This window comes from Streptomyces javensis (genome assembly GCF_039525925.1).
Lineage (GTDB): Bacteria > Actinomycetota > Actinomycetes > Streptomycetales > Streptomycetaceae > Streptomyces > Streptomyces asiaticus.
On sequence record NZ_BAAAIF010000029.1, the window covers coordinates 56,288 to 81,009 of the forward strand.

The following is a 24,722-nucleotide window of genomic DNA, read 5'->3' on the forward strand; positions in this document are numbered from 1 at the left end:
GCCCCGGGGCGGGTACTCGGTGCGGGGCTCCGCCCCGTTCCGCGGTATCGGGATGCGGGGCCGCCGCGTGGCAAGGGGCCCGCCCCTGGTCCCCGGGATCCGGGGCTGAGTCCTACAACGCGGTGGAGACGCATACCGATACTTCGGGAAGGGGCGGGGAGGGGAAGGCCACGGTGTGCGGATCCCCCGCGTGGCCCGCGGACACCCGGTAGGTGTCGAGTCGGCTGCCGTGGCCGTGGTGGGAAACCGCTAGGTACTGCGCGAGCCGCCCTGGTGAGAAACCATTAGGTGAGGGAGGGCCGCCGGGCGATACTCGGACGGGTGTTCTTGACGATAACCACCACCGGCACAGCCCAGCGCCCCGCGACCGACCTCGGGTTTCTGCTGCACAAGCATCCCGACAAGGCGCAGCGGTTCTCGACCTCCTACGGCACCGCGCATGTCCTCTACCCCGAGGCGACCGCCGAACGCTGCACCGCGGCGCTGCTGTTGGAAGTGGACCCCGTGGCGCTGGTGCGGCGGGGTCGCGGCAAGGGCCGGGGCGGCGCTCCCGACTCCGCGCTCGCGCAGTACGTCAACGACCGCCCGTACGCCGCCTCCTCCCTGCTGGCCGTCGCGCTGAGCGCGGTCTTCTCCAGCGCTCTGCGGGGCCAGTGCAAGGCCCGGCCCGAGCTGCCGGAGCGGGCGCTGCCGCTGCGGATCGAGGTGCCCGCGCTGCCCGCGCGCGGCGGTGCCGCCCTGGTCGAGCAGCTCTTCGAGCCGCTGGGCTGGGCGGTGACGGCCGAGCCGGTGGCGCTGGACGAGGAGTTCCCGGCATGGGGCGAGTCGCGGTACGTACGGCTGGCGCTGGAGGGCGAGCTGCGGCTGGCCGACGCCCTGCGCCATCTCTATGTGCTGCTGCCCGTGCTCGACGACGCCAAGCACTACTGGGTCGCCCCGGACGAGGTCGACAAGCTGCTGCGCTCCGGTGAGGGCTGGCTGGAGAGCCACCCCGAGCAGCGGCTGATCACCAACCGCTATCTGGCCCGCCGCTGGTCGCTGACGCGCAGCGCGCTGGAGCGGCTGGAGCTGGCGCGGCTCGCCGAGGCCGACGACACCGCGGCGGAGGAGATCGACAACGCCGTCGGCGAACCGGCGGCGGCCGAGCTGATGGAGGAGGACGGGGACGAGGAGGGTTCCGAGGAGCGGCCCGTACCACTGGCGGTCCGGCGGCGGGAGGCGATACTCGACGCCCTGCGCGGGGTCGGGGCGGCCCGGGTGCTCGATCTGGGCTGCGGCCAGGGGCAGTTGCTGGGCGCGCTGCTGAAGGAGGCGCGGTTCACCGAGATCGTGGGCGTCGATGTGTCGATGCGCGCGCTCAACGAGGCGGCGCGGAGGCTGCGGCTGGACCGCCCCGGCTACGACACGGGCGCGGCCGAGCGGCAGTCGGCGCGGCTGAAGCTGACCCAGGGCGCGCTCACCTACACCGACTCCCGGCTCGCCGGATATGACGCGGCGGTGCTCAGCGAGGTGATCGAGCATGTGGATCAGCCCCGGCTGCCCGCCCTTGAGCATGTGGTGTTCGGCGCCGCACGGCCCAAGGCCGTCGTGGTGACCACGCCCAACGTGGAGTACAACGTGCGCTGGGAGACCCTGCCCGCCGGGCGGATGCGCCACGGCGACCACCGCTTCGAGTGGACGCGCGAGGAGTTCCGGACCTGGGCGGGGGAGGTCGCCGAACGGCATGGCTACGCGGTGGAGTTCCGCCCCGTCGGCCCCGAGGACCCCGAGGTCGGCCCGCCCACCCAGCTGGCGCTCTTCCGCGTGGTCGCCAAGGGCGGCGACGGCGGCACGGACAGCCGGAGCGGCGACCGCACCGCCGCGGCCGCCGCGACCGATACGACTGCCGCGGCCACCGTGACACGCACGGCTCCCACCGCCGCCGCGACCGGTGCGACCGCCGCCGCGACCACGATGACCACGATGACCACGACGACCACGATGACCACCACGAAGGAGGCAGCAGCATGACCGAGGAGAAGCGCACCATCGGCGTGCCCGACCTGTCGCTCGTGGTGCTCGTCGGCACCACCGGCTCCGGCAAGTCCACCTTCGCCCGGGCCCACTTCCTGCCCACCCAGATCGTCTCCTCCGACGTCTGCCGCGGGCTGGTCGCCGACGACGAGAACGACCAGAGCGCCACCCCCGACGCCTTCGACGTGCTCCACTACATCGTGGGCAAGCGGCTGGCGGCCGGACGGCTGACGGTCATCGACGCCACCAACGTCCGCAGCGAGTCCCGCCGCAGCCTGATCGGGCTCGCGCGTGAGCACGACGTCCTGCCCGTGGCGATCGTCCTCGACGTCCCCGAGGGCGAGTGCGCCCGGCGCAACGCCGAGCGCCCCGACCGCGCCGGGATGCCCGGCCATGTCATCCCCCGCCAGCGCCGTGAGCTGCGCCGCTCGCTGAAGTCCCTGGAGCGCGAGGGGTTCCGCAAGGTGCACGTCCTGCGCGGCGCCGAGGAGGTCGAGGCCGCGCAGGTCGCCACCGAGCGCCGCTACAACGATCTGCGCCATCTCAGCGGCCCGTTCGACATCATCGGCGACATCCACGGCTGCCGCTCCGAGCTGGAGACCCTGCTGGGCAAGCTGGGCTACGCCCTGCGCCGCGACGACCTCGGCCGCCCGGTCGACGCCACCCACCCCGAGGGCCGTACGGCGGTCTTCGTCGGCGACCTCGTCGACCGCGGCCCCGACAGTCCCGGGGTGCTGCGCCTGGTGATGGGCATGGTCGCCTCCGGCGCGGCCCTGTGCGTGCCCGGCAACCACGAGAACAAGCTCGCCCGCTACCTCAAGGGCCGCAAGGTCCGGGTCACCCATGGCCTCGCCGAGACCGTGGAGCAGCTGGACCGGGAGCACCGTGCGGACCCGGCCTTCGTCGACCGGGTGCGGGACTTCATCGAGTCGCTGGTCAGCCACTACGTACTGGACGGCGGGTCGCTGGTGGTGTGTCACGCCGGGCTGCCCGAGAAGTACCACGGCCGCACCTCCGGCCGGGTCCGTTCGCATGCCCTGTACGGGGAGACGACCGGGGAGACCGACGAGTTCGGGCTGCCCGTGCGCTATCCGTGGGCCGAGGACTACCGTGGCCGCGCCGCCGTGGTCTACGGCCACACCCCCACCCCCCGCGCCTCCTGGCTCAACAACACCATCTGTCTGGACACCGGCTGTGTCTTCGGCGGCCGGATGACCGCGCTGCGCTGGCCGGAGCGCGAGCTGGTGGACGTCCCGGCCGAGCGGGTCTGGTACGAACCGGTCAAGCCGCTGACCACCGAGGCCCCCGGGGGCGCCGACGGGCGTCCGCTCGACCTGGGCGACGTACGGGGCCGCCGTATCGTCGAGACCCGCCATATGGGCCGGATCGCGGTCAAGGAGGAGAACGCGGCGGCGGCGCTGGAGGTCATGAGCCGTTTCGCGGTCGACCCCCGGCTGCTCGGCTATCTCCCGCCCACCATGGCGCCGACCGCCACCTCCAAGGAGGGGACCGGCGGCGGAGCCGCCGACGGCGGCTTCCTCGAGCATCCGGCGGAGGCGTTCGCCGCCTACCGCGCGGACGGGGTGCGCCAGGTGATCTGCGAGGAGAAGCACATGGGCTCGCGCGCGGTGGCGCTGGTGTGCCGTGACGCGGATATCGCTCGGGAGCGGTTCGGCACGCCGGACGGCGTCTCCGGCGCGATCCACACCCGTACCGGACGGCCGTTCTTCGACGACGTCCAGCTCACGGAGACCGTGCTGCGCGGGCTGGGCAACTGCCTCGACCGGGCCGGGCTGTGGCAGGAGCTGGACACCGACTGGCTGCTGCTGGACGCCGAGTTGATGCCGTGGTCGCTCAAGGCCGAGGGGCTGCTGCGCCACCAGTACGCGGCGGTGGGCGCCGCCTCGCGCGCCGTCCTCCCCGGCGTCCTGGCGGCGCTGGAGGGCGCGGAGGCGCGCGGTGTCGAGGTGTCCGCGCTGCTGGACAAGCAGCGTGAACGGGCGTCGGACGCGGCCGCGTTCACCGATGCCTACCGGCGCTACTGCTGGCCGGTCGACGGGCTGAACGGTATCCGGATGGCGCCGTTCCAGATCCTGGCGGCCCAGGGCCGCAACCTCGCCACCGCGCTTCCGCACGACCAGCAGCTCGCCCTGATCGACCGGATGATCGAGGCGGAGAAGCCGGCCGCCGACGGCGCCCGGCTGCTGGCCCCCACCCGGCGACTGATCGTCGACACCGAGGACGAGGCGTCGGTCGCCGAGGGCGTGCGGTGGTGGCTGGATCTGACGGCCGCGGGCGGCGAGGGCATGGTGGTCAAGCCGCTCCAGGGCTTCGTCCGCAAGGGCGACGGCCGACTGGTCCAGCCGGGCGTGAAGTGCCGGGGCCGCGAGTATCTGCGCATCATCTACGGCCCGGAGTACACCCGCCCGGAGAACCTGGCACGGCTGCGCGAGCGTCATCTGGGCCACAAGCGCTCACTCGCCCTGCGCGAGTACGCGCTCGGCCTGGAGGCGCTGGACCGGCTGGCGGAGGGCGAGCCCCTGTGGCGCGTCCACGAGGCGGTCTTCGCGGTGCTCGCGCTCGAGTCGGAGCCGGTGGACCCACGCCTGTAACGGCCGGACGCCCCCTTTCACGACAGACCCCAGCGGCCCGGGCCCGGCCCGCGGCGCGGACACCCACGCCTCACGCCCCCGGCCCCGGCCCGGGGGCGTGGGGGACGGGCTAGGGGTGCCTGGCGGATCTTTCCCCTCCCCGCCCCTTCCCGACACCTGACGATATGCGGCTCCGCCGCGTGGGGAGCTCCGCCCCGATACTTCCGGGGCCCAGGGGCGGAGCCCCCTGGTGTCGGGAAGGGGCGGGGAGGGAAGCGGCCCGCCGCAGGCGTAACGATCCGCCGGCACCCGGCGTCAGACGGCCGAGGGGGTCCGCGACTCCCGGGCGCGGAAGGCGCGGCGGTAGTCGTGTGGGGGCACCCCGACCGCCCGGGTGAAGTGGCGGCGCAGGTTCGCCGCCGTACCCAGTCCGCACAGTTCCGCGATCCGGTCCACCGGCAGATCGCCGCCCTCCAGCAACTCCCGGGCGCGCGCGATCCGCTGGCCCTGGAGCCAGCGCAGCGGCGTCGTGCCCGTGGCGGCGTGGAAGCGGCGGACCAGGGTGCGCGGGCTGGTGTGGGCGCGGCGGGCCAGGTCGGCCACGGTCAGCGGCTCGTGCAGCCGCTCGGCGGCCCAGTGCAGCAGCGGGGCGAGCGAGTCGTCGGTGCGCTCAGGCAGCGGTGCCTCGATGTACTGGGCCTGGCCGCCCGGCCGGTGGGCGGGCGCGACGAGCTGCCGGGCCAGGGTGTTGGCCGCCTCGGTACCGTAGTCCTCGCGCACCAGATGCAGACAGACGTCGATGCACGCCGTGGACCCCGCCCCGGTCAGCACATCGCCGTGGTCGACGTAGAGCACGGACGGGTCGAGCCGTACGGCCGGATAGCGCTCGGCGAACAGCGCCGCGTACATCCAGTGGGTGGCCGCCGTACGGCCGTCGAGCAGTCCGGTCGCGGCGAGGGTGAACGCGCCCGAGCACAGCGACACGATGCGGGCGCCGCGCCGATGGGCCTCGCGCAGCGCGTCGATCAGCTCCTGGGGCGGATCGCCGCGCACATCGGCCGAGGCCGGGACGATCACGGTGTCCGCCGCGATCAGCTCCTCGGTGCCGTGCGGGGTGTGGGCGGCGAACCACGAGCGGGCGGCGACCGGCGCACCGGCCCCCTCACCGCCCGGCCCGATCGCACAGACCCGCAGCTCGTACCAGGGGTCGGGGAGTCCGGGGCGATCGGAGCCGAAGACATGGCAGGGCACCGCCAGATCGAAGATCGGCATGCCCGGGGTGACGGCGAGGGCGATGGACCGCATGGCAGAAATGTAGCGCATGCTGTCACTCCTGCCACTCGTTCCGGCGTGCCCCGGGGCCGATGCTGGACGGGCATGACGACCCCTTCCTCGAAGGCCCAGGGGAGCGGTGTGCCCGCCCCCGCCCCCGACGCGGCCCCCGCCCCCGACGCGGCCCCCGCCCCGGATACGGCCGACACCCCCGCTACGGCCCCCGCCCCCGACGCCCCGGATACGGCCGACACCCCCGACGCGGCCCCCAGCCGCCGCCGCTGGCTGATCCTCGCCGTCGCGTCGGCGGCCCAGTTCCTCGCCGTGCTCGACATGATCGCGGTCAATATCGCCTTCCCGGCGATCGGCGCGGACTTCCGCTCGGCCTCCACCGCCGAGCTGTCCTGGGTGCTCAACGCCTACACCATCGTGCTCGCGGCGCTGCTGGTCCCGGCCGGGCGGCTGGCCGACGCGATCGGCGGGCGGCGCTCGTTCCTGACCGGCATCGCGCTGTTCGGGCTCGCCTCCCTCGCCTGCGGGGCCGCCCCCGGGCTCGGCACGCTGATCGTGGCGCGCGTGGTGCAGGGCGTGGCGGCGGCCGTCCTGGTGCCCACCTCCCTCTCGCTCGCCCTGCCCGCCTTCCCGCCGCGCGAACGGGCCACGGCGGTCGGTGTCTGGACGGCGGTGAGCGCGGTCGCGGCGAGCTCGGGGCCGGTGGCGGGCGGACTGCTGGCCGCCTCCGACTGGCGCTGGATCTTCCTCGTCAACCCGCCCGTGGTGCTGCTGGCCTGGGTGGCCGGGCTGCGGCTGCTGCCGCGCACCGGACCCGTACGCGGTGCGCGCCGCCGCCTCGATCCGCTGGGCACGCTGCTGGTCCTCCTCGGCACCGGCTCCCTCACCACCGCCTGCGTCGAGGCCGCCGACTGGGGCTACGGCGCCCCGACCACCCTCGGCTTCCTCGCCGCGGGCCTGGTCCTGGGTGCGCTGGCGGTGGCACACGTACGCCGCCATCCGGATCCGGTGGTGGACCCCGCGCTGTTCCGGACCCGTGCCTTCACCGCCGCCGCGCTCGGTCTGCTCAGCTACTTCCTCGCCTACGCCTCCGCGCTCCTCGCCGCGACCCTGCTGTCCACCGAGGTGTGGGGCTGGTCCCCGGCCGATGCGGGCGTCGCCGTCACGCCCTGGCCGCTCACCGTCCTGGTGGTGTCGATGCTGTCGGGGCGGATCGTACGGGCGCTGGGGGAGCGGACCGCGGCGATCGTCGGCGGGCTGTGCTTCGCCGCGGGGCCGCTGTGGTGGCTGCTCCTCGCGGGCGGCGACGGTGCGCGCTACGCCGTGGAGTTCATGCCCGGGCTGGTGCTCACCGGGCTCGGCGCGGGGCTGTACCAGCCGGTGATGTTCGCGGCCGCCGGACTGCTCCCGGCCCGTCAGCTCTCCCTCGGCTCGGGGGTGCTGATGATGTCCCGGCAGGGCGGCTCTGCCCTGGGCGTCGCGGCGCTGGTCGTGATCATCGGCGGTGCCGCACGGCCGGGTCTTGACGCGCTGCGCGCCGGGTGGGTCTTCACGGCGGTGACCGCCGCACTCGCGGCCGCCGCGGGCGCCGCCTTGCGCACGCGCGTTCGCACCGACCCCGGGGAGATGCGTAGCGGCCCCGGCGAGGACCATGGATCCGGCACGGACCCGGTACGGCACCATTGACGTGCCCGTGCCACCTGCCTAGCGTGCTGAGCGGCCCCTGGGTTCTCCGCAGGCAATGACGACGACGAGCTGAGCGGGGAGGGCGGATGAGTCTCTTCGAGGACGGACGGCCCTTCCTGCACGCGCTCCCCGCCGAGGACCGCCGCGCACTGCTCGCCCTCGGCACCCCCCGCGCCTACGCCCCCGGCGAGGTCGTGCTGCGCGAGCACGACCGTACGACCTTCGTCGTGGCGATCACCTCCGGGTGGGCCACCGTCTCGGTGGAGACCGAGCGCGGGGTGCGGCTGATCCTGGCGCTGCGCGGGGCGGGCGAGGTCGTGGGCGACCAGGCAGCGGTGGACCACGGCTCGCGCAGCGCCACCGTCACCGCGCTCGGCCGGATGGAGGCGGTGCTGGTCTCCGGCGACCGGTTCCGGGCGTATCTGGCCGCGCGTCCCGTCGCGACCGTACTGATCATGCGTCAGTTCAGCTCCCGGCTGCGCAGCTCCGACGGGGAGCGGCGGTCACTCGCCTCCGAGAAGGTGCTCCAGCGGCTGGCGGCCCGGCTCGTGGAACTCGCCGAGCGCACCGGCCGCTCCGGCGCCGACGGCACCATCACCATCGACCTCCAGATGCCCCAGCACGACATCGCGGCGGCCGTGGGCTCGACCCGGGAAGCGGTCGCCAAGGCGCTACGGCTGCTGCGCGGCCAGGGCGTGGTCCGGACCGCCTCGCGCCGCTTCGAGGTGATGGACATCGGACTGCTGCGGCTGCTGGCCGAGGGCCGCGCGACGGGGGAGCAGATCCCGGCGCGCCCCCGCGACTGAGAGCCCCGCTCCGAGCGCGGGCGCGCACTCCCCCGCGTTGTGACGCGACTGTGTAAACGGCTACAGCCGTCCCGCCGTTCCCCGGCGACCCTGGAGTTGGCACAGGGCGCGGGACCGTGGGCGACGGGGGTGCGCACGGCCCGGCCGCTGTCCGGTGAACGGCCTGCCGGACACGGTATGAGCGCCCCGCACCGGAGAAGGGCGGCGGGGTGGGCCGGGGGACGAGCCCCGCCGCCCGCTTCCGGCATTCACCGGCACCCCGCCACCACCACATCGCGAGACGGGGGCCACGGCATGAAGGACGGCGGGCGATGAGCGCACCGGAAGACGCGAGCACACCGGAAGAGGTGAGCGCCCCGGCACAGTCGCGGGGACGACGGCTGGACATCCCCCAGGGCGGCCCGTTGGACGGGACGGGCCAGCCGGGCGGCGCCCGTACGGCGCGCGAGGCGCGTGCCCATCTGCACATCGCCTACGGCCCCGCCCGGATGTGCGCCGACCCGGCGCCGAACCCGCTGCCCGAAGGCCCGGTACCGCGCGAGGAACTGGCCCGGCTGCGCCGGCTCCACCGGGCCGTCCCCGAACATGCCGCGCTGCGCGACCAGCTGCGCCGCACCCACCTGCTGGCGCTGTGCGGCGAACCCGGCACCGGCCGCGCCTGGACCGGGCTCGCCCTCCTCACCGACCTGGCCGAGCTGACCGGCGGCGGGGTCTCCCGGCTCGGATACGCCGGCCCGGACGGGGCGTCCGGCGTCGAGAAGACCGAGCGCGGCCACGGCTATCTCCTCGAACTCCCCGCCCACCAGGCCGAATCCACGGTCGAACCCCTGCTGGACCGGCTGCGCGCCCACTTCGCCGAGCACGAGGCGTTCTGCGTGGTGCTGGTCGCGGGCGGCCCGGCCGCCGACCGGCTGCTGCGCGGCCGCCGCCACGCCATGGCGTACCGGCCCCCGGCCGCCGCCGACGTCCTCGACCGCCACCTCACCGCGCTGCTCGCCGACCGCCCCACCGGACTGCTGGAGACGGCGCGGGCCACCGCCCGGCGCCCCGAGCTGACCGAGGCGCTCGGCCTGGACGAGCCGCGGCCCGGCGAGGCCGCCCGGCTGGCCGGGCATCTGGCCGCGCACGCCGAGGGCCGGCTGTCCGACGAGCGGCTGCTGGAGCACTGCCGGTCGTTCGCCCCGCACCAGGCCCGGGAGTGGTTCCTCGAGGCCGGGCACCCCGGCACCCTGCCCGCCGCGCTCCCCGCGCTGCGCGCCGCCGCGCTGCGGATCGCGCTCGCCGTCTTCGACGGCTCGGCGCACAGCGTCGTGGCGGAGGCCGCCGAGCTGCTGGCCTGGGAACTGGCCGTCACGCTCGATCCGCAGTACGCGCCCGGCCGTCCGCTGTTCTCCGCCCGCCCCGGGGCCTGCCTCGCCACGGCGCGCGCGGTCCACGGCGAGGGGGTGGAGGACCTCGGGGACGCCTCGGTGCCCGTGCGCGCGGTGTGGTTCGAGGGGCGGCGGCTGGCGCCCGCCGTGCTCCACGAGTCCTGGGACGGCCACCACAACCTCCGCGGCCCGATGGCCCGTTGGCTGCGCGCGCTGTGCGACGACCTGCGCCCCCAGGTGTGGGTGCGCGCGGCGGTCGCCGCGGGCGTGCTGTGCGCCCGCGACTACCTCTACGGCCTGGTCGAGCTGGCGCTGCCGCTGGCCCGCACCGACAGCCCGGTGCAGCGGATGGCCGCGGCCACCGCGCTCGCCGAGGCGTCCCGCGCCCCGGAGGTGCGCTCCGCCGTGCACGGGCTGCTGCACGCATGGGCCCGCGGCGACGACGAACGGGAGCGCGAGACCGCCGCGCTCGCCCACGGCTACGGTCTGGCGGCGGGCTCGGTCGCGGCGTCCCTGGAGGAACTCGGCCGGCTCGCCCGCGCCGACGACGGCCGCACCACCTCCTACAGCGTGGTGCGGCTGCTGGCCGGGGCCGAGCCGGAGACCGTACTGGCCGCGCTCACCCACTGGCTGCGCGACACCCGGCGGGCCCGCCGGGACCTGGCGCTGCTCGCGACGCTGCGCGCGGTCACCACCCGCACCTCGCATCTGTGGAGTCTTGGCGAGGTGCCGGAGCTGGAGCCGTACGCCGCCTGGCCGCTGGCCACGGCGCTGCTCGCGGCCCGTCCGGAGTGCGGGCCACGGCTGGCCGAGCTGCTGCGGGCCGCGCTGACCTGGGCCAGATCGGCGGGGGCCGCGGAGGACGCGCTGGTCGGCTGGATCCGGCGGGCGGCGGGGGACGGGCGGCAGCTGGCCGTGTTGTGCGACTTCCTGCCCCGGCTGGCGCAGGACGGCGACGAGCCGCTCGACGCCGGGGCGGCCACGCGGATACGGGAGGTGCTGGAGGCACTGTGAGGAGAACGTCGATGGTGAAAGAGACAGAGGACCCGACAGGCACGGAGATCACCCACGAGACCACCCAGGGCCAGGGCCAGGGCCAGGGCCACGGCCATGCCCACGAGAGGCCGGCGAGCGCGGGGGCGCGCCGGATCTCGGTCACCGGGGCGCGGATGCTGCGCGAGGCGCTGCGCCACGGCGGGGACGCCCTGTCCGCGGCGCTGCGGGAGGCCGACGACGGCCTGCTGCTGAGCGCGCTCGACGAGGGGCTGCCCGCCGAGCGGGCCACCCGCGTCGTGGTCGAGCTGGTGCGCCGCGCGCCCGAGCGCGGTCCGGAACTGGCGGACGCGGTCTGCGAGAAGGTGCTGCTCGCCCAGCTCTATCTCGACCCGCCACACCGCGCCCCGGGCGGCGCGGGCGTACCGGCCCCGGACCCCGACCGCAGGCTGCGGGTGCGCAACGCGCTGATGCTGTACGAGGGGCTGGTCCGCCCGTACGCGCGGCGCGGCGCGGTGCCGGAGCTGATGGCCTGTGTCCTGCCCGGCCTGTGGACGGCCGGGGACGGCGCGGGCCGCGAGGTGGTGCGCCGCATCGTCGGCACCCGGCAGAGCACGGGATTCGGCGAGAAGGGGTGGAAGGCGCTGTTCGGCGGCGTGGCCGAGGAGTCCCTGGAGCACCAGGAGGCGGCGGCCCGCGCCGACCGGCGCGCGGCACGGCGGGGCCGGCGGCGCGGGGGCGCCGAGGACGGCAGCCGTATCGATCTGAAGCCCGGCCAGCTGTGGGTCTCCGCGCTGCTGGGATTCATCGCGGTGGCGCTGGTACTGATCGTGGTGATCGCGGCCGGCTGAGCGCTCCGCAGGAAGTGGCGCGAGGCGCGGTCGTTCATCCGCGGCCGCGCCGTGGCTGGTTGCCCACGCGGCGGAACCGCACATCGACACGGCCCCGCGCCCCTTCGGAGCGCGACCGAGCCGCACCAGACTTCACGAGGCCGCCCGGCCCACTCCGGCCTGGCCCAGGTCCGTCCCGTCCCGGCTCGGCTCGGCCTGGCCCGGGACCGGTCCGTCCCGGCTCGGCCCGGCCCGGCCCGCCCCGCCCCGTCCCGGCTCGGACCGGCCTGGCCCAGACCGGACCGGCCTGGCCCAGACCGGACCGGCCTGGCTCGGCTCGGCCTGGCCTGGCTCGGCTCGGCCTGGCCCGTCCCGGCCCTGCTCGGCTCAGCCCGGCCCGGACTCGGGCTCCGCCCCCTTCGGGTGCGACCGAGCCGCACCGGACTTCAACGAGGCCGCCTGGCCCGTCCCGCCCCGTCCCGTCCCGGCTCGGACCGGCCTGGCCCAGACCGGACCGGCCTGGCCCGGCTCGGACCGGCCCGGCTCGGACCGGCCTGGCTCGGACTGGCCTGGCTCGGACTGGCCTGGCTCGGACTGGCCTGGCTCGGACTGGCCTGGCTCGGACTGGCCTGGCTCGGACCGACCTGGCTCGGACCGACCTGGCCTGGCCCGGCTCGGCTCGGCCCGGACCGGACCCGGGTCCCGCCCTCGCCGTGGCCGACCCGGGGCCCGCCCTCGTCACGCCCTCGCCGGGGCCCGTTGGTGGGCCCCGGCGAGGGCGCTTCCCACGCGGCACGTATTCCCGTCGCCCGGCGCACCGGGCTCCTGGCGGTCTTCCGCCCTCGCGGCGGCACCACGGTGGTCGACCGGACGCTTGCTTCCCGCCCGCGGCGGACCGCGTGGCGCCTCCCGCGCGGCGCGCGTATCCCTGCCGCTCGGCCCACCGAGCCTTGGCGGCGCAACCCAGGGGGAGCGACCGGCGCCCGCTCACCACCCGTGGCGGACCGCGCTTCCCGCGCGGCGCGCGGGATTCCCCACCACCCCGCGCCGAAGGCGGTCGGCGGTCCGCGCGGGAGATCGGGAGATCCGTGGCGCGGAGCGTTCACAATGGGCCGCGAGCGGCGAAGATGGGGTCATGGGATTCCATGTCGACTCCGAGGCCGGGCGGCTGCGCCGCGTCATACTGCACCGCCCCGACCTGGAGCTCAAACGGCTCACCCCCACCAACAAGGACGCCCTGCTCTTCGACGACGTCCTGTGGGTGCGCCGTGCCCGCCAGGAGCACGACGGCTTCGCCGATGTGCTGCGGGACCGCGGGGTCGAGGTGCATCTCTTCGGGGACCTGCTCACCGAGAGCCTGACCCTGCCGGACGCGCGGGCGCTGGTGCTGGACCGGGTCTTCGACGAGAAGGAGTACGGGCCGCTGGCCACCGACCACCTGCGCGCCGCCTTCGACGAGCTGACCGCTCCGGAGCTGACCGAGGCGCTGATCGGCGGCATGACCAAGCGGGAGTACCTGGCGCGGTACCCGGAGCCGGTCTCCGTCCGCTTCCACGCCATGGAGCCCGATGACTTCCTGGTCAATCCGCTGCCGAACCACCTCTTCACCCGGGACGCCTCCGCATGGGTGTACGACGGGGTGTCGATCAACGCGATGCGCTGGCCCGCCCGCTGGCACGAGACGGTGCACTACGAGGCCGTCTACCGCCATCACCCGCTCTTCGCGAAGGAGGACTTCCACGTCTGGTCGGAGGGCCAGGCCGCGTACCCCTCGACCATCGAGGGCGGCGATGTGCTGGTGCTCGGGAAGGGCGCGGTGCTGATCGGGATGAGTGAGCGGACCACCCCGCAGGCGGTGGAGATGATCGCCCACCGGCTCTTCGAGGCCGGTTCGGCCCGGACGATCGTGGCGCTCGACATGCCCAAGGGACGGGCCTTCATGCACCTGGACACCGTGATGACCATGGTGGACGGGGACACCTTCACCCAGTACGCGGGGCTGGGGATGCTCCGCTCGTACACCATCGAGCCGGGCGCGGGCAGCCAGGACCTCAAGGTCACCGACCATCCGCCGGAGCATATGCACCGCGCGATAGCCGCGGCCCTCGGCCTGGACTCCATCCGTGTGCTCACCGCCACCCAGGACGTCCACGCGGCCGAGCGCGAGCAGTGGGACGACGGCTGCAATGTGCTCGCGGTCGAGCCGGGCGTGGTGGTCGCCTACGAGCGGAACGCGACGACCAACACCTTTCTGCGCAAGCGCGGGATCGAGGTCATCGACATCCCGGGCAGTGAGCTGGGCCGGGGCCGGGGCGGGCCGCGGTGCATGAGCTGTCCGGTCGAGCGGGACCCGGTGGAGCCGTAGGGCCGAAGTTCCGCCCGTGAACCGCGGGGCCAGGATCCACCCTCGAGCCGTGAGGCCAGGATTCACCCTCGAGCCGTGTGAGGCCAGGATTCACCCACCCGTCTCCGTATATATGCAGAGGATCGTATATGCTTCCATGGTTCCGGGCCGCGGCACCCCGCCGTAGCCGCTGATCCGCACATGTTCGCCGTGACCTAGGAGCCACCCTTATGGCGATTGACCTCACCGGCCGCCACTTCCTCAAGGAGCTGGACTTCACCGCCGACGAGTTCCGCCGCCTGATCGACCTGGCCGCCGAGCTGAAGGCGGCCAAGCGCGCGGGGACCGAGGAGCGGCGGCTGCGCGGCCGGAACATCGCCCTGATCTTCGAGAAGACCTCCACCCGCACCCGCTGCGCCTTCGAGGTCGCGGCCGCCGACCAGGGCGCCTCGACGACCTATCTCGATCCGGTCGGCTCCCAGATCGGTCACAAGGAGTCGGTGCGGGACACCGCGCGGGTGCTCGGCCGGATGTACGACGCGATCGAGTACCGGGGCCATGGCCAGGGCGTCGTCGAGGAGCTGGCCGCCCACGCCGGGGTGCCCGTGTACAACGGCCTCACCGACGAGTGGCACCCCACCCAGATGCTCGCCGACGTGCTGACCATGACCGAGCACAGCGACAAGCCGCTGGGCCAGGTCGCCTACGCCTACCTCGGCGACGCCCGGTACAACATGGGCAACTCCTACCTCGTCACCGGCGCCCTGCTGGGCATGGACGTCCGGATCGTCGCGCCCAGCCTGCTGTGGCCCGACAACACCATCGTGGAGCTGGCCCGGCAGCTGGCCGCCGCCTCCGGCGCCCGGATCTCGCTCACCGAGAACGTCGAGGAGGGCGTGCGCGGCGCGGACTTCGTCGCCACCGATGTGTGGGTGTCCATGGGCGAGCCCAAGGAGGTCTGGGACGAGCGGATAGCGCTGCTCGGGCCGTACGCGGTGACGATGGACGTGCTGCGCGCCACGGGCAACGACGCCGTGAAGTTCCTGCACTGCCTGCCGGCCTTCCACGACCTGGGCACCGACGTCGGCCGGGAGATCCACGAGCGGCACGGGCTGACCGAGCTGGAGGTCACGGACGAGGTCTTCGAGTCCGAGTACTCCGTCGTCTTCGACGAGGCGGAGAACCGGATGCACACGATCAAGGCGGTGCTGGTCGCGACGCTCGGCGCCCGGTAGCCCTCGGGGTAGCCCTCGGCGGGCGGCTCTCGGCCGTCGGTGGGCGGCCCTCAGTCCTCCGCGGGCGGGAGGACGAACCAGACGGCCTTGCCGTAGGGGGTCGGCCGGTAGCCCGCGTCGGCGCTGAGGGTGCGGATCAGCAGCAGACCGCGTCCGCCCTCGGCGAGGCCATCGGGTCTCTTGGGCCCCTCGGGGCGGCCCAGCGAGTCCAGTCCACCGGGCGGATTCGGGTCCTGGTCGTGCACCTCGACCTGCCAGCCCCCGGTCGGCACCAGCTCCACCACCAGCTCTATCGGCTCGTCGCCGGTCGTGTGCCGCACCGCGTTGGCCACCAGCTCGGCCGTCAGCAGCTCCGCCGTGTCCCCGTCCACGGGCGCCCCGATGTCGGCCAGCGTGTTCCGGATCAGCGCACGCGCCAGCGGTACGGCGGCCGTCGTGTGCGGCAGGGCGAAGCGCCAGGTGGCGGCGTGGGAGGGATCGGGCACGGAAGGCGTCCAGTCGGTCGGCGTGAAGCGGAGTACCGCAGCCCTTGACGGTATGAAGCGGACGATAGTTCCGGAAGAGGCTGTGGGCCACTCTTGGCGGGACCTAGGGACCGAAAGGCGCATTCACGCCATACGAGGCAAATGGGCGGCGCCGGTAGTCCGGCAGGGGGCTCCGGCGAGGGCTTCAGGCGCGCGCCGCCCACGCCCGTTCCGTGAGCCCGAGCAACCGCTCGACCGTGGCGGCGTCCGGCAGCGGACCGTGATCGCCGGTCACCCCGAGCGCGGACGCGGCCGTGATGTGGCCGAGCCGCAGCGCCGACGTCAGGCCCCCGCCGCGCAGCAGCCCCGCCAGGAAACCGGCGGCGAAGGCGTCACCCGCGCCGACCGGCTCCACCACCTCCGTGCGCGGAACCGGCACCGTGACCACCCGCCCGTCGCCGTCCAAGGCGGTCGCCTCCCGTCCGCCGTCCTTGACGACGAGGAGCCGCGGACGCGGCAGCAGCTCGCGTACCCCGTCCGCGTCGAGGTCCGCGCCCCACAGGTGCCGCGCCTCGTCGAGGCCGACGAAGACGATGTCGGCGCGGTCGGCCAGGTCGCGCAGGACCGTGGCGGCCGTGCCGTCCGGCCACAGTGCGGGCCGGTGGTTGACGTCGAAGCTGATGGCGTGGCGGCGTTCGGCCGGAGGGGTCGCGAGCGCCCGTTCCACCAGGGCGCGGCAGGACGGCGAGAGCGCGGGTGTCACCCCCGTGAGGTGGACGAGCGCCGCCGACCCGAGCCGTGGATCGTCCAGGATGTCGGGGCCCAGCGCCGAGGCCGCCGAACCGCGCCGGTAGTAGTGGACACGGGTGCCCGCGGGTCCCGGCTCCTTCACCAGCAGGCCGGTCGGCCGGTGCGGATCGGACCGTACGCCCGAGACGTCGACGTTCGCCGCGGCGACGGCGGCACGCACCCGACGGCCGAACGGGTCGTCGCCGAGGGCCGAGAGCCACACGGCGGAAACGCCCAGGTCCGCGAGGTACATCGCCACATTGGACTCCGCGCCCGCCACGGAGAGCCGCAGACTCTCACCGGTGTCCAGCGACTCGGGCGGTTCGGGCGCGAGCGCGGCCATCGTCTCGCCGACGCAGACCACGGTGGTGTCGGCGGGAGGCCAGGGCGCGGCGGTCCGCGCTTCCTCGCCACCAGCGACCGGCCGCTCCCCCCGGTTGGCCGCGCTCGGCTGAGCGCTCCGCTGGAAGTCCGCGATGCGTGGTCGGCCGTCCGCGGCGCCGTCGTGGCTGGTCGCCCACGCGGCGGAGCCGCATATCGACACAGCCGCGGCGGAGCCGCACATCGACACGGCCCCGCGCCCATTCGGGGCGCCGCGGAGCCGTAGCGGACCTCGCCCGGCCCGCTCGGCGCCCGCGGCACGCGACCCGCTCACCCCAGACCCCCGATCGGTCGGTCCCCGATCGGTCGGTCCCCGCTCGGCCCGGCCGCCGGACGGTACGCCGCCGCCGGTGGCCCCGGCACCGCCACCCGGACCGAGAACAGGGCGCCGTCGTACGGGCCGGGCGCCGCGAGGCCCACCGTGGCCGTCGTGATGTGCAGGACATCACCCTGGAGACACACCCCGGCGGGCTGGCTCGCGGGCAGCCGCACGGTGCGTTCCAACGTGCCGTCCGGCAGGTGACGGCGCACCGTCCCCGTCCCCCAGACCGCCATCCACACCGCGCCCTCGTCGTCGACGGCCATCCCGTCCGGGCTGCCCTCGTCGACCGTGAGATACGTCGTCGGTGAGCCGAGCGCGCCCGTCGCCGGGTCGACCGGGTAACGGCGGACGACCCCGCGGGCGCTGTCGGCCAGATACATGGTGCGTCCGTCGGCCGTGAACGCGGGCCCGTTCGGAACGGTGATGTCCGCCAGCACCCGTACCACCGTGCCGTCGTGGTCCACCCGGTAGAGGGAGCCCGCGTCCTCGTCGGCGTCGTAGCCCATGCTGCCCGCCCAGAACCTGCCGGACGGGTCGGCGGTGCCGTCGTTCATGCGCCGGGCGGGCCGGGCATCCGCCTCGGGCCGCGCCAGCCAGGTGGCGGTGGAGTCCGGCCCGAGCAGACAGATACCGGTGCCCGCGGCGGCGATCCAGGCGCCGGGCCGACCCGCCACGGGGGCCACCGCGCCCAGCGGGACGGGCAGCTCGGCCAGCTTCCGCAAGGGCGCGGCGGGGTCCTGGGGGGCCGTCAGCAGGCGGCCCTCGAGGATGTCGACGAGTACCAGGGCCCCACCGGTCCAGCGGATGCCCTCGCCCAGACCGAGGCGGTCGGGGCGGGTCGCGCGCGGGTCCCCGGTCATGAGGTGGCCTCCCGGACCGCGGCGCGGAAGGGGCGGGCGCGGTCGCGCAGGGCGTCCTGACCGCCGCCGTGGGCGGCGTCGCCGATGAGGGGCGAGCCGATGCCGACCGCGGTCGCCCCGGCGGCCAGATAGGCGCGGGCCGCCGCCTCGTCGACGCCGCCGACCGGTACGAACACCTCGTGCGGGAACGGCCCGCGCAGCGCCTTGAGATAGCCGGGCCCGCCCGCCTGGGCGGCCGGGAAGATCTTCAGCCCCTCGGCGCCGAGCGCGCGTGCGCTGATGACCTCGGTCGGGGTCATGACCCCGGCCAGCGCCGGGAGGCCCAACTCGCGCGCGGTGGACATCCCCTCGCCCAGACCGGGGGTGACGGCGAAGCCGGCGCCCGCCCGGTGGGCGGCGCGGGCGTCGTCGGCGGTGAGCACGGTGCCCGCGCCGAGGGGGCGGCCGGGGCCGAGGGCCTTGCGGGCCCGCTCGATGACGGTCAGGGCGTCCTCGGTGGTCAGCGACACCTCGATGAGTTCGATGCCTTCGTCGGCCAGGGTCAGTACGGTGCGCAGCGCGGCCTCGGGGTCGCTGCCGCGCACGATGGCGACCAGCCGATGGGCGGCCAGGGCGGCTCGCAGGTCCACGGGGGAACTCCTCTCAGCGAATGGGGCGGGTTCAGGCGCAGCGGCAGGTCGCGGTGAGCGTGAGCCGCCAGCGGACCTCGCCCGAGGCGGGGACCCGCGCGGCGTCGGCGGGACCCGCGTCGGCGAGGTCGAAGGCGCGGCCGAGCATCGGCTCGACCCCTGTGCTGCGGTAGGGGTTTCCGGCGGGGAAGCCGCCGAGGTTGCGCCATACGGCGACGGACAGCGGCTGCCCGTCGGCCTCGAGCGCGAGGGCCAGGCACCGCGCGCCGTCGTGGACGCAAGCGCGCGGGGTGTCCACGACCGCGCCGACCGCGGTGCCGTCGTCCGGTCCGAACCGGTCGAGGGCCGGGCCCAGCGGTGCGGGCCAGTCGCCCTCGAGCCACGGCGCCCCGGTCGGCCACGGCCGGTCCAGCAGCGGAGCGGCCTCCGGGAAGACCCGGGTGCGCGCCCCCTCGCGCAGCCGCAGGGTCGCCCGCGGGGTCAGGTCGAGCAGGGCGTGGGCGGCCCAGAGGAAGCGGAAGCCCGGGTCGGCGTCGAGGACGTAGTCGGCCTCGGCGCCGTCGGCGGTGCCGCGGATCGTGCGCGTCAGCGCGAACCGGTCGCAGCGCACGGTGTCCGCGTCCCCCTCGCGCCGCCACGGACGCGACCAGGCGTCGCCGTGGTCGGGGGCGCCGCGGACGGTGGGGACGCACTCCTCGAGACCGCCCGCGTCCACGAAGGCGTCCCCGGGTGCCACCCGCTGCCGCTCCGGGGCCGGGCGGTGCCACAGCCACTCGTGTCCATCCGCGCGGAGCGAGGTCCAGCGGCCGCCGTGCGCGGGGTCGGTGACGATCTCCAGCACGCCGTCACCACTCCGCGAACGAGCCGTCGGGGTGGCGCCAGACCGGGTTGCGCCAGGCGTGCCCGGTGCGGTCGGCCGCGCGCACGGCCGCCTCGTCGATGGTGATGCCGAGGCCCGGGGCGTCGCGGCGCGGCGCATGGCCCGCCACGAAGCGGAACGGCTCGGGGTCGAGGAGGTAGGACAGCAGATCGGCGTCCTTGTTGTAGTGGATGCCGCGGCTCTGCTCCTGGATCAGGAAGTTCGGCGTCGCGAACGCGACCTGGAGGCTGGCCGCCAGCGCGATGGGGCCGAGCGGGCAGTGCGGGGCGAGCTGGGCGCCGTAGGCCTCGGCGAGCGAGGCGATGCGGTGGACCTCGGAGATGCCGCCCGCGTGGGACAGGTCGGGCTGTGCGACGGCGATGCCCGCGGCGAGGACCGGCAGGAACTCCGTACGCCCGTAGAGCCGTTCACCGGTGGCGAGGGGCACCGGGCTCGCGGCCACCAGGCCGGGGAGCAGATGGCCGTGCTCGGGGACGACCGGCTCCTCCACGAACAGCGGGTGGAGGGCGGCCAGTTCGGGCAGGACACGGCGGGCCGCGGCGGCGGTGAAGCGGCCGTGGAAGTCGACGGCCACGTCGCGGTCCGGGCCGAGCGCCTCCCTGGCCGCGGCCAAGCGGTCCACGACCGCGGCGGTCTCGGCCGCGGTGGGCATCGGGGAGGTCGCCCCGGCGCCGTTCATCTTCACCGCCGTGAAGCCCGCCTCGACCTGCGCGGCTATCTGCTCGGACAGCTCGGCGGGCTCGTCGCCGCCGACCCAGGCGTACACCCGGACACGATCGCGTACGGGGCCGCCCAGCAGGGCGTGCACGGGGGCGCCGTAGGTCTTGCCCGCGATGTCCCACAGGGCCTGGTCGAGCCCGGCGACGGCGCTGGACAGGACGGGTCCGCCGCGGTAGAAGCCGCCCTTGGTGAGCACCTGCCAGTGGTCCTGGATGCGCAGCGGATCCTGGCCGATGAGATGGCCGGCGAGGACGTCGACGGCGGTGCGGACCACCTCGGCGCGCCCCTCGACCACGGGTTCGCCCCAGCCGACCACGCCGTCGTCGGTCTCGACGCGGCAGAACAGCCAGCGCGGCGGTACGAGGAAGGTCTCGATACGGGTGATCTTCACTGACCGGTGGGCCTTTCCATGTCGTCGGGGGAGCCGCCGGGATCGGGGGAGCCGCCGATCCGGTCCAGGTCGCGGCCGGCCTGGTCGAGCAGGGCCCGCATGGCGGCCTCGGCGGCCCGCGGATCCTGGTCGCGTACGGCGTCCAGGACGGCGCGGTGGGCGGGGACCGGGTCCTCGCTGTGCGGGGAGCTGTGCACGATGCGATCGCGGTAGGCGAGGCCCGACTCGATCACCATCTCCATGCGTTCGAGGAGTTCGTTGTGGGTGGCGGCGAGCAGCGCACGGTGGAAGGCGAGGTCGGCCTCGACGGCGTGGGCGGCGTCGGAGCCGCCCTGCCCCATCGCGTCCACGGCGGCGTCCAGGGCGGCGAGGTCGGCGTCGGTGCGCCGCTCGGCAGCCAGCCGTACGGCCGCGGGCTCGATGATGCCGCGCACCTCGGCGAGGTTGCGCAGCAGCGCGCTGTCCGCGTCGGTGGTGCGGTCGCTCTCGAACTGCCAGCGCAGCACGTCGGCGTCGAGCAGGTTCCAGTCCGAACGGCTCCGCACGAAGGTGCCGCGCTTCTGCCGGGCGTCGACCATCCCCTTGGCGGCCAGCACCTTCAGCGACTCGCGCAGTGCGGTGAGGCTGACATCCAGTTCGCTCTGGAGGGCGACCAGGTCCAGGGTGGATCCCTCGGGGAGGTCGCCGCTCAGCACGCGGCGGGCGAGGGCCTCCACGGTCTGGCCGTGCACGCCGCGGCGGGCGTAGGGCGTCATGTCGTACTGCCTTTCTGGTGCGAGCTGATCGCGGTGGTCATGCGGAGGACTTGACGACGCTCCAGCCGCCGTCCACGAGAAGACTCGCACCGGTGATGTACGAGGACTCGTGGGAGGCGAGGAAGGCGATGGCCGCGGCCACCTCCTCCGGGGTGCCGAACCGCCCGGCCGCGGTTTCGGCGACGCTGCGCGCGCGGTCCTCGGCGGAGACCCGGTCCCAGGCCGCCGTCAGGATCGGGCCGGGCAGCACCGCGTTGACCCGCACCTCGGGGCCGTACTCCACGGCGAGCTGCCCGCACAGGGACAGCAGCGCCCCCTTGGAGGCCGCGTAGGCGGGGTGGCCGGGGATGCCCTTGTGGGCGTGGACGGACGAGGTCAGGACGACGGCTCCGCGGCGGGCGCGCAGATCGTCCAGGACGGCCCGGAAGCCGAGGAAGGCGCCGGTGAGGTTGACGGCGAGCTGCCGCTGCCAGGACTCCAGGGACGTCTCGTGGGCGGGGGTGACGTCGACGGTGTAGGCGTTGCTGACGAGCACGTCGACGGGGCCGAAGTCGCGGGCGGCGGCCGCGATCCGCCGCCACCCCTCCTCCGTGGAGACGTCGGCGGTCACGAAGCGGGCGCGGCCGCCGTCCCCGCCGATCCGCTCGGCGACCGCCGTGCCGCGCTCCCCGGCGACGTCGGCGAGCACGACGGCGGCGCCCTCCTGGGCGAGGCGTTCGGCGGTGGCGGCGCCGATGCCGGAGGCGGCTCCGGTGACCACGGCCGTGCGGTCGGTGAAGCGGTCACCGTGGCGGCGGGGCTGTTCCATCGGGGGTCGGGCTCCTTCGCTGGACTTCGGGCGGGGCAAGGGATTCACTGCCGGGTCAGGACCACCAGTTCCGCGTCGTGCTCGGCGCTCCAGGCGAACGGCAGCCCGTAGTGCAGCAGATGGGCGCCGCTGTAGGTGGTCGCCGACGCGGCGTCCCGGTAGCGGGCGGCCGGGTCGAGGCCGCGCAGCCGGAGCCGGGCCGGACGCCCGGGGACGAGCGGGGCGCCGTCCAGGCGGCCGGTGCCGAGCGCGGCGACGACGGTGCGTCCGTCGGGACCGTCGTACTGCACCCCGCAGGTGGCGTCCAGCGGACTGCCCAGGAGCCGGGCCTCGCCGAGGTGGATGACATCGCGCACCTCCTTGTAGCGGGCGATCCAGCGGGCGGCCTCGGCGCGCCGCCCGGCGTCCCAGTGGCGCAGGTCGGCGCCGATGCCGAGGACTCCGCACATGGCGGTGACGAAGCGGAAGGCGAGGCTGCGGGGCCGGGGGTCGAAGACACCGGGGGCGTCGGTGACCCAGGAGCTCATCACATGCGGGGCGTGGGCGTGCAGGAAGCCGTACTGCACGGCCAGCCGGTCCAGCGGCGCGGTGTTGTCGCTGGGCCAGACGACATCGGTGCGGGCGATCGTCGCGTGGTCGACGCGCGCGCCGCCGCCCGCGCACCCCTCGACGGTGACCCCGGGGTGGGCGGTGCGCAGCCGGTCCAGGACGCGCAGATAGCCCGCGACGTGCTGGGCGTCCAGGTCGAGGCGGTCGGCGGGACCGGCGCCGGGGCGGCCGCGCTCGGTCGGCGGCCGGTTCATGTCCCACTTGAGGTAGCTGATGTCATGGCCGGTCAGCAGCCGGTCCAGGGTGGCGATGACGAAGTCCTGGACATCGGTCCGGCCCAGGTCGAGCAGGAGCTGGTGGCGCACCAGCCGGGCCGGGCGGCCGTCGATCCGGTACACCCAGTCCGGGTGTTCGGCGTACAGCGCGCTGCCGGGGCTGACGGCCTCCGGCTCGATCCACAGGCCGAAGTCGAGCCCCAGGGCGCGGACGTCCTCGATGAACCGCCCGAAGCCCCGCGGGAACGCCACCGGGTCGGGGTACCAGTCGCCCAGTCCGCCGGTGTCGTCGGCGCGGCCGGTGAACCATCCGTCGTCGACGACGAACAGCTCGGCCCCGATGTCCGCCGCCGCCTTCGCCAGCTCCAGCTGGTCCGCCGCGTCGACGTCGAACGTGGTGGCCTCCCAGGAGTTGTAGAGGACCTTGCGGGGGCGGTGCAGCCGCTCGCCGGCCAGCCGGCGCTCAAAGCGGTGCCAGACGCGGGACAGCCCGTCAAGCCCCTCGGCGCTGAAGGCGCAGGCCAGCCGTGGCGTGGTGAGGGTGTCGCCGGGCGCCAGGCGCACCCGCCCCTCGTGCGGTACGCGGCCCGCGCGTATCCGCACGGCGCCGCCGGGTTCGGCCTCCGCGGTGAGATGCCAGTTGCCGGGCCACTCCAGGGCCATGCCATAGGCGGGGGCGTCGCCCGGGTCCGCGGCGTCCTGGACCGCGAGCCAGGGGGCGTAGGCGCCGTGCTCCCGGCGGCACCGAGGCCGGCGAGGAACAGCCGTCGGCTGGGGTGTGCGTACGTCATGAAGTGCTCCTTGTGGATCCACTCGACGGGGCCCGGCCCCGCTGACGGGGCCGGGGCGCGCTCGCGGCGGATCCAGGTTCGCGTGGCGCTCGCACCACGTCAATAATAATTCCTAATTTATTTGAGCTGGGTTCGGTGTACGGAGCCGTCGACCCCGCGGTACACGGCGTCGACCGCGCCGTCCGGACCCGCGACCGCCCCGAGCGCACCGTCGAACGCGGCGCCGGGGAACTCCTGCCGCTTGGTCCACCCCTGCCAGCCGCCGGTCTCGTACCGCCGCTGCCAGAGGGTGTAGTCACCGGCCCGCGCGTACAGCACCACCGCGTCGCCCGCGGCGACCAGCGTCGGGCTGCCGCCCACCGTCCCGCCGAGCGAACTCCACTCCGACCACTGCCCGGAGGCGTCGCGCGACCGCGTCCACACCTCGTCCGCCGAGGTCCGGACGGCCACATGGACCCGCCCCCGGGCGTCCACGACGGCCGACGGCTTGCCGTACGTGGGCCGGTCGCCCGGCGTGCCGAGCGACGACCAGCCGGACGACGGCCCCCGCTGGGTGATCCGCCCGTCGGCGCCGCGCGCGGTCAGCGTCCAGTGCGTTCCGTCGGTAAACGCCACCGAGGGGGCGTCGGTCAGCCTCCCGCCGAGGTCCTGCCAGCCGCCCCAGCGCCCGTGCGCGAAGACCCGCCGGTACGTCCGGGAGTCGGCGCCGCGCACGAAGACGTCTATCCGTCCGTCCGCCGAGGCGTGGGCGGCGGGCTGCCCGAGGATCCTCCCGTGCGCCGGGCCGCCGAGGTCCTTCGTCCGGGGCCCGCCGCCGCCGTCGTGCTGGACGAGGGCGCCGCCCGGTCCGCGGAAGAAGGTGGTCAGCGTGTCGCCGTCGCGTACCACGGCCGGGCTCGCCGCTTCCGTCGCACCGAGGATCGTGACGGCCCAACGGCAGCACCCCATCGAGCCCC

Annotated in this window: 18 protein-coding genes and 1 pseudogene; 8 read left to right on the forward strand and 11 right to left on the reverse strand. The window is 75.0% G+C overall.

Annotation, left to right across the window (positions count from 1 at the left end; all coding sequences use genetic code 11):
- Positions 1 to 321: 321 nt before the first annotated feature.
- Together ABD329_RS24875 and ABD329_RS24880 are read left to right on the forward strand one after the other, a co-directional pair.
- Entirely contained in the window at positions 322 to 2,010 is a 1,689-nt protein-coding gene (locus ABD329_RS24875; RefSeq protein ID WP_198280975.1) for a 3' terminal RNA ribose 2'-O-methyltransferase Hen1, read from the forward strand.
- Positions 2,007 to 4,625 carry a polynucleotide kinase-phosphatase gene (locus tag ABD329_RS24880; RefSeq protein WP_198280974.1) on the forward strand — a complete coding sequence of 873 codons (2,619 nt, stop codon included), beginning with the start codon at positions 2,007 to 2,009 and terminating at the stop codon, positions 4,623 to 4,625. Before ABD329_RS24875 ends, ABD329_RS24880 begins: the two co-directional genes overlap by 4 nt.
- A 294-nt stretch (positions 4,626 to 4,919) precedes the next feature.
- Here ABD329_RS24880 and ABD329_RS24885 read toward each other — a convergent pair whose 3' ends face one another.
- Positions 4,920 to 5,927 carry a GlxA family transcriptional regulator gene (locus ABD329_RS24885; RefSeq protein ID WP_246619019.1) on the reverse strand — a complete coding sequence of 336 codons (1,008 nt, stop codon included), beginning with the start codon at positions 5,925 to 5,927 and terminating at the stop codon, positions 4,920 to 4,922.
- Between the two features lie 54 nt (positions 5,928 to 5,981).
- On the opposite strand from ABD329_RS24885, the gene ABD329_RS24890 reads away from it, so the two are divergent.
- The 6 genes from ABD329_RS24890 to argF all read left to right on the forward strand — a co-directional run bounded on the left by ABD329_RS24890 (position 5,982) and on the right by argF (position 15,152).
- A complete protein-coding gene (locus ABD329_RS24890; protein ID WP_344316916.1) occupies positions 5,982 to 7,574 on the forward strand; it encodes an MFS transporter in 1,593 nt (530 codons plus the stop codon).
- Between the two features lie 86 nt (positions 7,575 to 7,660).
- Positions 7,661 to 8,380: a Crp/Fnr family transcriptional regulator gene (locus tag ABD329_RS24895; protein ID WP_198281085.1), complete on the forward strand. Its 720-nt coding sequence runs from the start codon at positions 7,661 to 7,663 to the stop codon at positions 8,378 to 8,380.
- A gap of 311 nt (positions 8,381 to 8,691) precedes the next feature.
- Positions 8,692 to 10,764 (forward strand): hypothetical protein, encoded by a 2,073-nt coding sequence (locus ABD329_RS24900; protein ID WP_344316917.1) that lies wholly within the window; start codon positions 8,692 to 8,694, stop codon positions 10,762 to 10,764.
- An 11-nt stretch (positions 10,765 to 10,775) separates the two neighbouring features.
- Positions 10,776 to 11,594: a hypothetical protein gene (locus tag ABD329_RS24905; RefSeq protein WP_198281083.1), complete on the forward strand. Its 819-nt coding sequence runs from the start codon at positions 10,776 to 10,778 to the stop codon at positions 11,592 to 11,594.
- 1,114 nt (positions 11,595 to 12,708) lie between these two features.
- The gene (locus tag ABD329_RS24910) at positions 12,709 to 13,938 is read left to right on the forward strand and encodes an arginine deiminase (protein WP_344316918.1); all 1,230 of its coding nucleotides are present in this window, start codon (positions 12,709 to 12,711) and stop codon (positions 13,936 to 13,938) included.
- A gap of 209 nt (positions 13,939 to 14,147) precedes the next feature.
- Positions 14,148 to 15,152 (forward strand): ornithine carbamoyltransferase, encoded by a 1,005-nt coding sequence (gene argF, locus ABD329_RS24915; RefSeq protein WP_344316919.1) that lies wholly within the window; start codon positions 14,148 to 14,150, stop codon positions 15,150 to 15,152.
- Between the two features lie 50 nt (positions 15,153 to 15,202).
- On the opposite strand, the gene ABD329_RS24920 is transcribed toward argF, so the two are convergent.
- From ABD329_RS24920 to ABD329_RS24965, 10 genes and pseudogenes are all read right to left on the reverse strand, one after another.
- Positions 15,203 to 15,637: an ATP-binding protein gene (locus ABD329_RS24920; RefSeq protein ID WP_344316920.1), complete on the reverse strand. Its 435-nt coding sequence runs from the start codon at positions 15,635 to 15,637 to the stop codon at positions 15,203 to 15,205.
- A 184-nt stretch (positions 15,638 to 15,821) separates the two neighbouring features.
- Positions 15,822 to 16,976, reverse strand: a complete 1,155-nt coding sequence (locus ABD329_RS24925) for a sugar kinase (protein WP_344316921.1) — start codon at positions 16,974 to 16,976, stop codon at positions 15,822 to 15,824.
- A gap of 80 nt (positions 16,977 to 17,056) precedes the next feature.
- Complete coding sequence (locus ABD329_RS24930) at positions 17,057 to 17,968, reverse strand: SMP-30/gluconolactonase/LRE family protein (protein ID WP_344316922.1); 912 nt, start codon at positions 17,966 to 17,968, stop codon at positions 17,057 to 17,059.
- Positions 17,965 to 18,597, reverse strand: a complete 633-nt coding sequence (locus tag ABD329_RS24935) for a bifunctional 4-hydroxy-2-oxoglutarate aldolase/2-dehydro-3-deoxy-phosphogluconate aldolase (protein ID WP_344316923.1) — start codon at positions 18,595 to 18,597, stop codon at positions 17,965 to 17,967. Before ABD329_RS24935 ends, ABD329_RS24930 begins: the two co-directional genes overlap by 4 nt.
- Before the next feature lie 31 nt (positions 18,598 to 18,628).
- On the reverse strand, positions 18,629 to 19,438 hold the full coding sequence (locus tag ABD329_RS24940) for an aldose epimerase family protein (protein ID WP_344316924.1): 810 nt from the start codon (positions 19,436 to 19,438) through the stop codon (positions 18,629 to 18,631).
- Positions 19,439 to 19,442: 4 nt separating this feature from the next.
- The gene (dgoD, locus tag ABD329_RS24945; RefSeq protein ID WP_344316925.1) at positions 19,443 to 20,588 is read right to left on the reverse strand and encodes a galactonate dehydratase; all 1,146 of its coding nucleotides are present in this window, start codon (positions 20,586 to 20,588) and stop codon (positions 19,443 to 19,445) included.
- The gene (locus ABD329_RS24950) at positions 20,585 to 21,343 is read right to left on the reverse strand and encodes a FadR/GntR family transcriptional regulator (protein ID WP_344316926.1); all 759 of its coding nucleotides are present in this window, start codon (positions 21,341 to 21,343) and stop codon (positions 20,585 to 20,587) included. Before ABD329_RS24950 ends, dgoD begins: the two co-directional genes overlap by 4 nt.
- 37 nt (positions 21,344 to 21,380) lie before the next feature.
- A complete protein-coding gene (locus ABD329_RS24955) occupies positions 21,381 to 22,151 on the reverse strand; it encodes an SDR family NAD(P)-dependent oxidoreductase (RefSeq protein WP_344316927.1) in 771 nt (256 codons plus the stop codon).
- Positions 22,152 to 22,195: 44 nt separating this feature from the next.
- Positions 22,196 to 23,701, reverse strand: a pseudogene (locus ABD329_RS24960) (alpha-galactosidase); the annotation flags it as partial.
- Between the two features lie 182 nt (positions 23,702 to 23,883).
- On the reverse strand, positions 23,884 to 24,714 hold the full coding sequence (locus tag ABD329_RS24965; protein WP_344316928.1) for a DUF8189 domain-containing protein: 831 nt from the start codon (positions 24,712 to 24,714) through the stop codon (positions 23,884 to 23,886).
- Positions 24,715 to 24,722 lie beyond the last annotated feature (8 nt).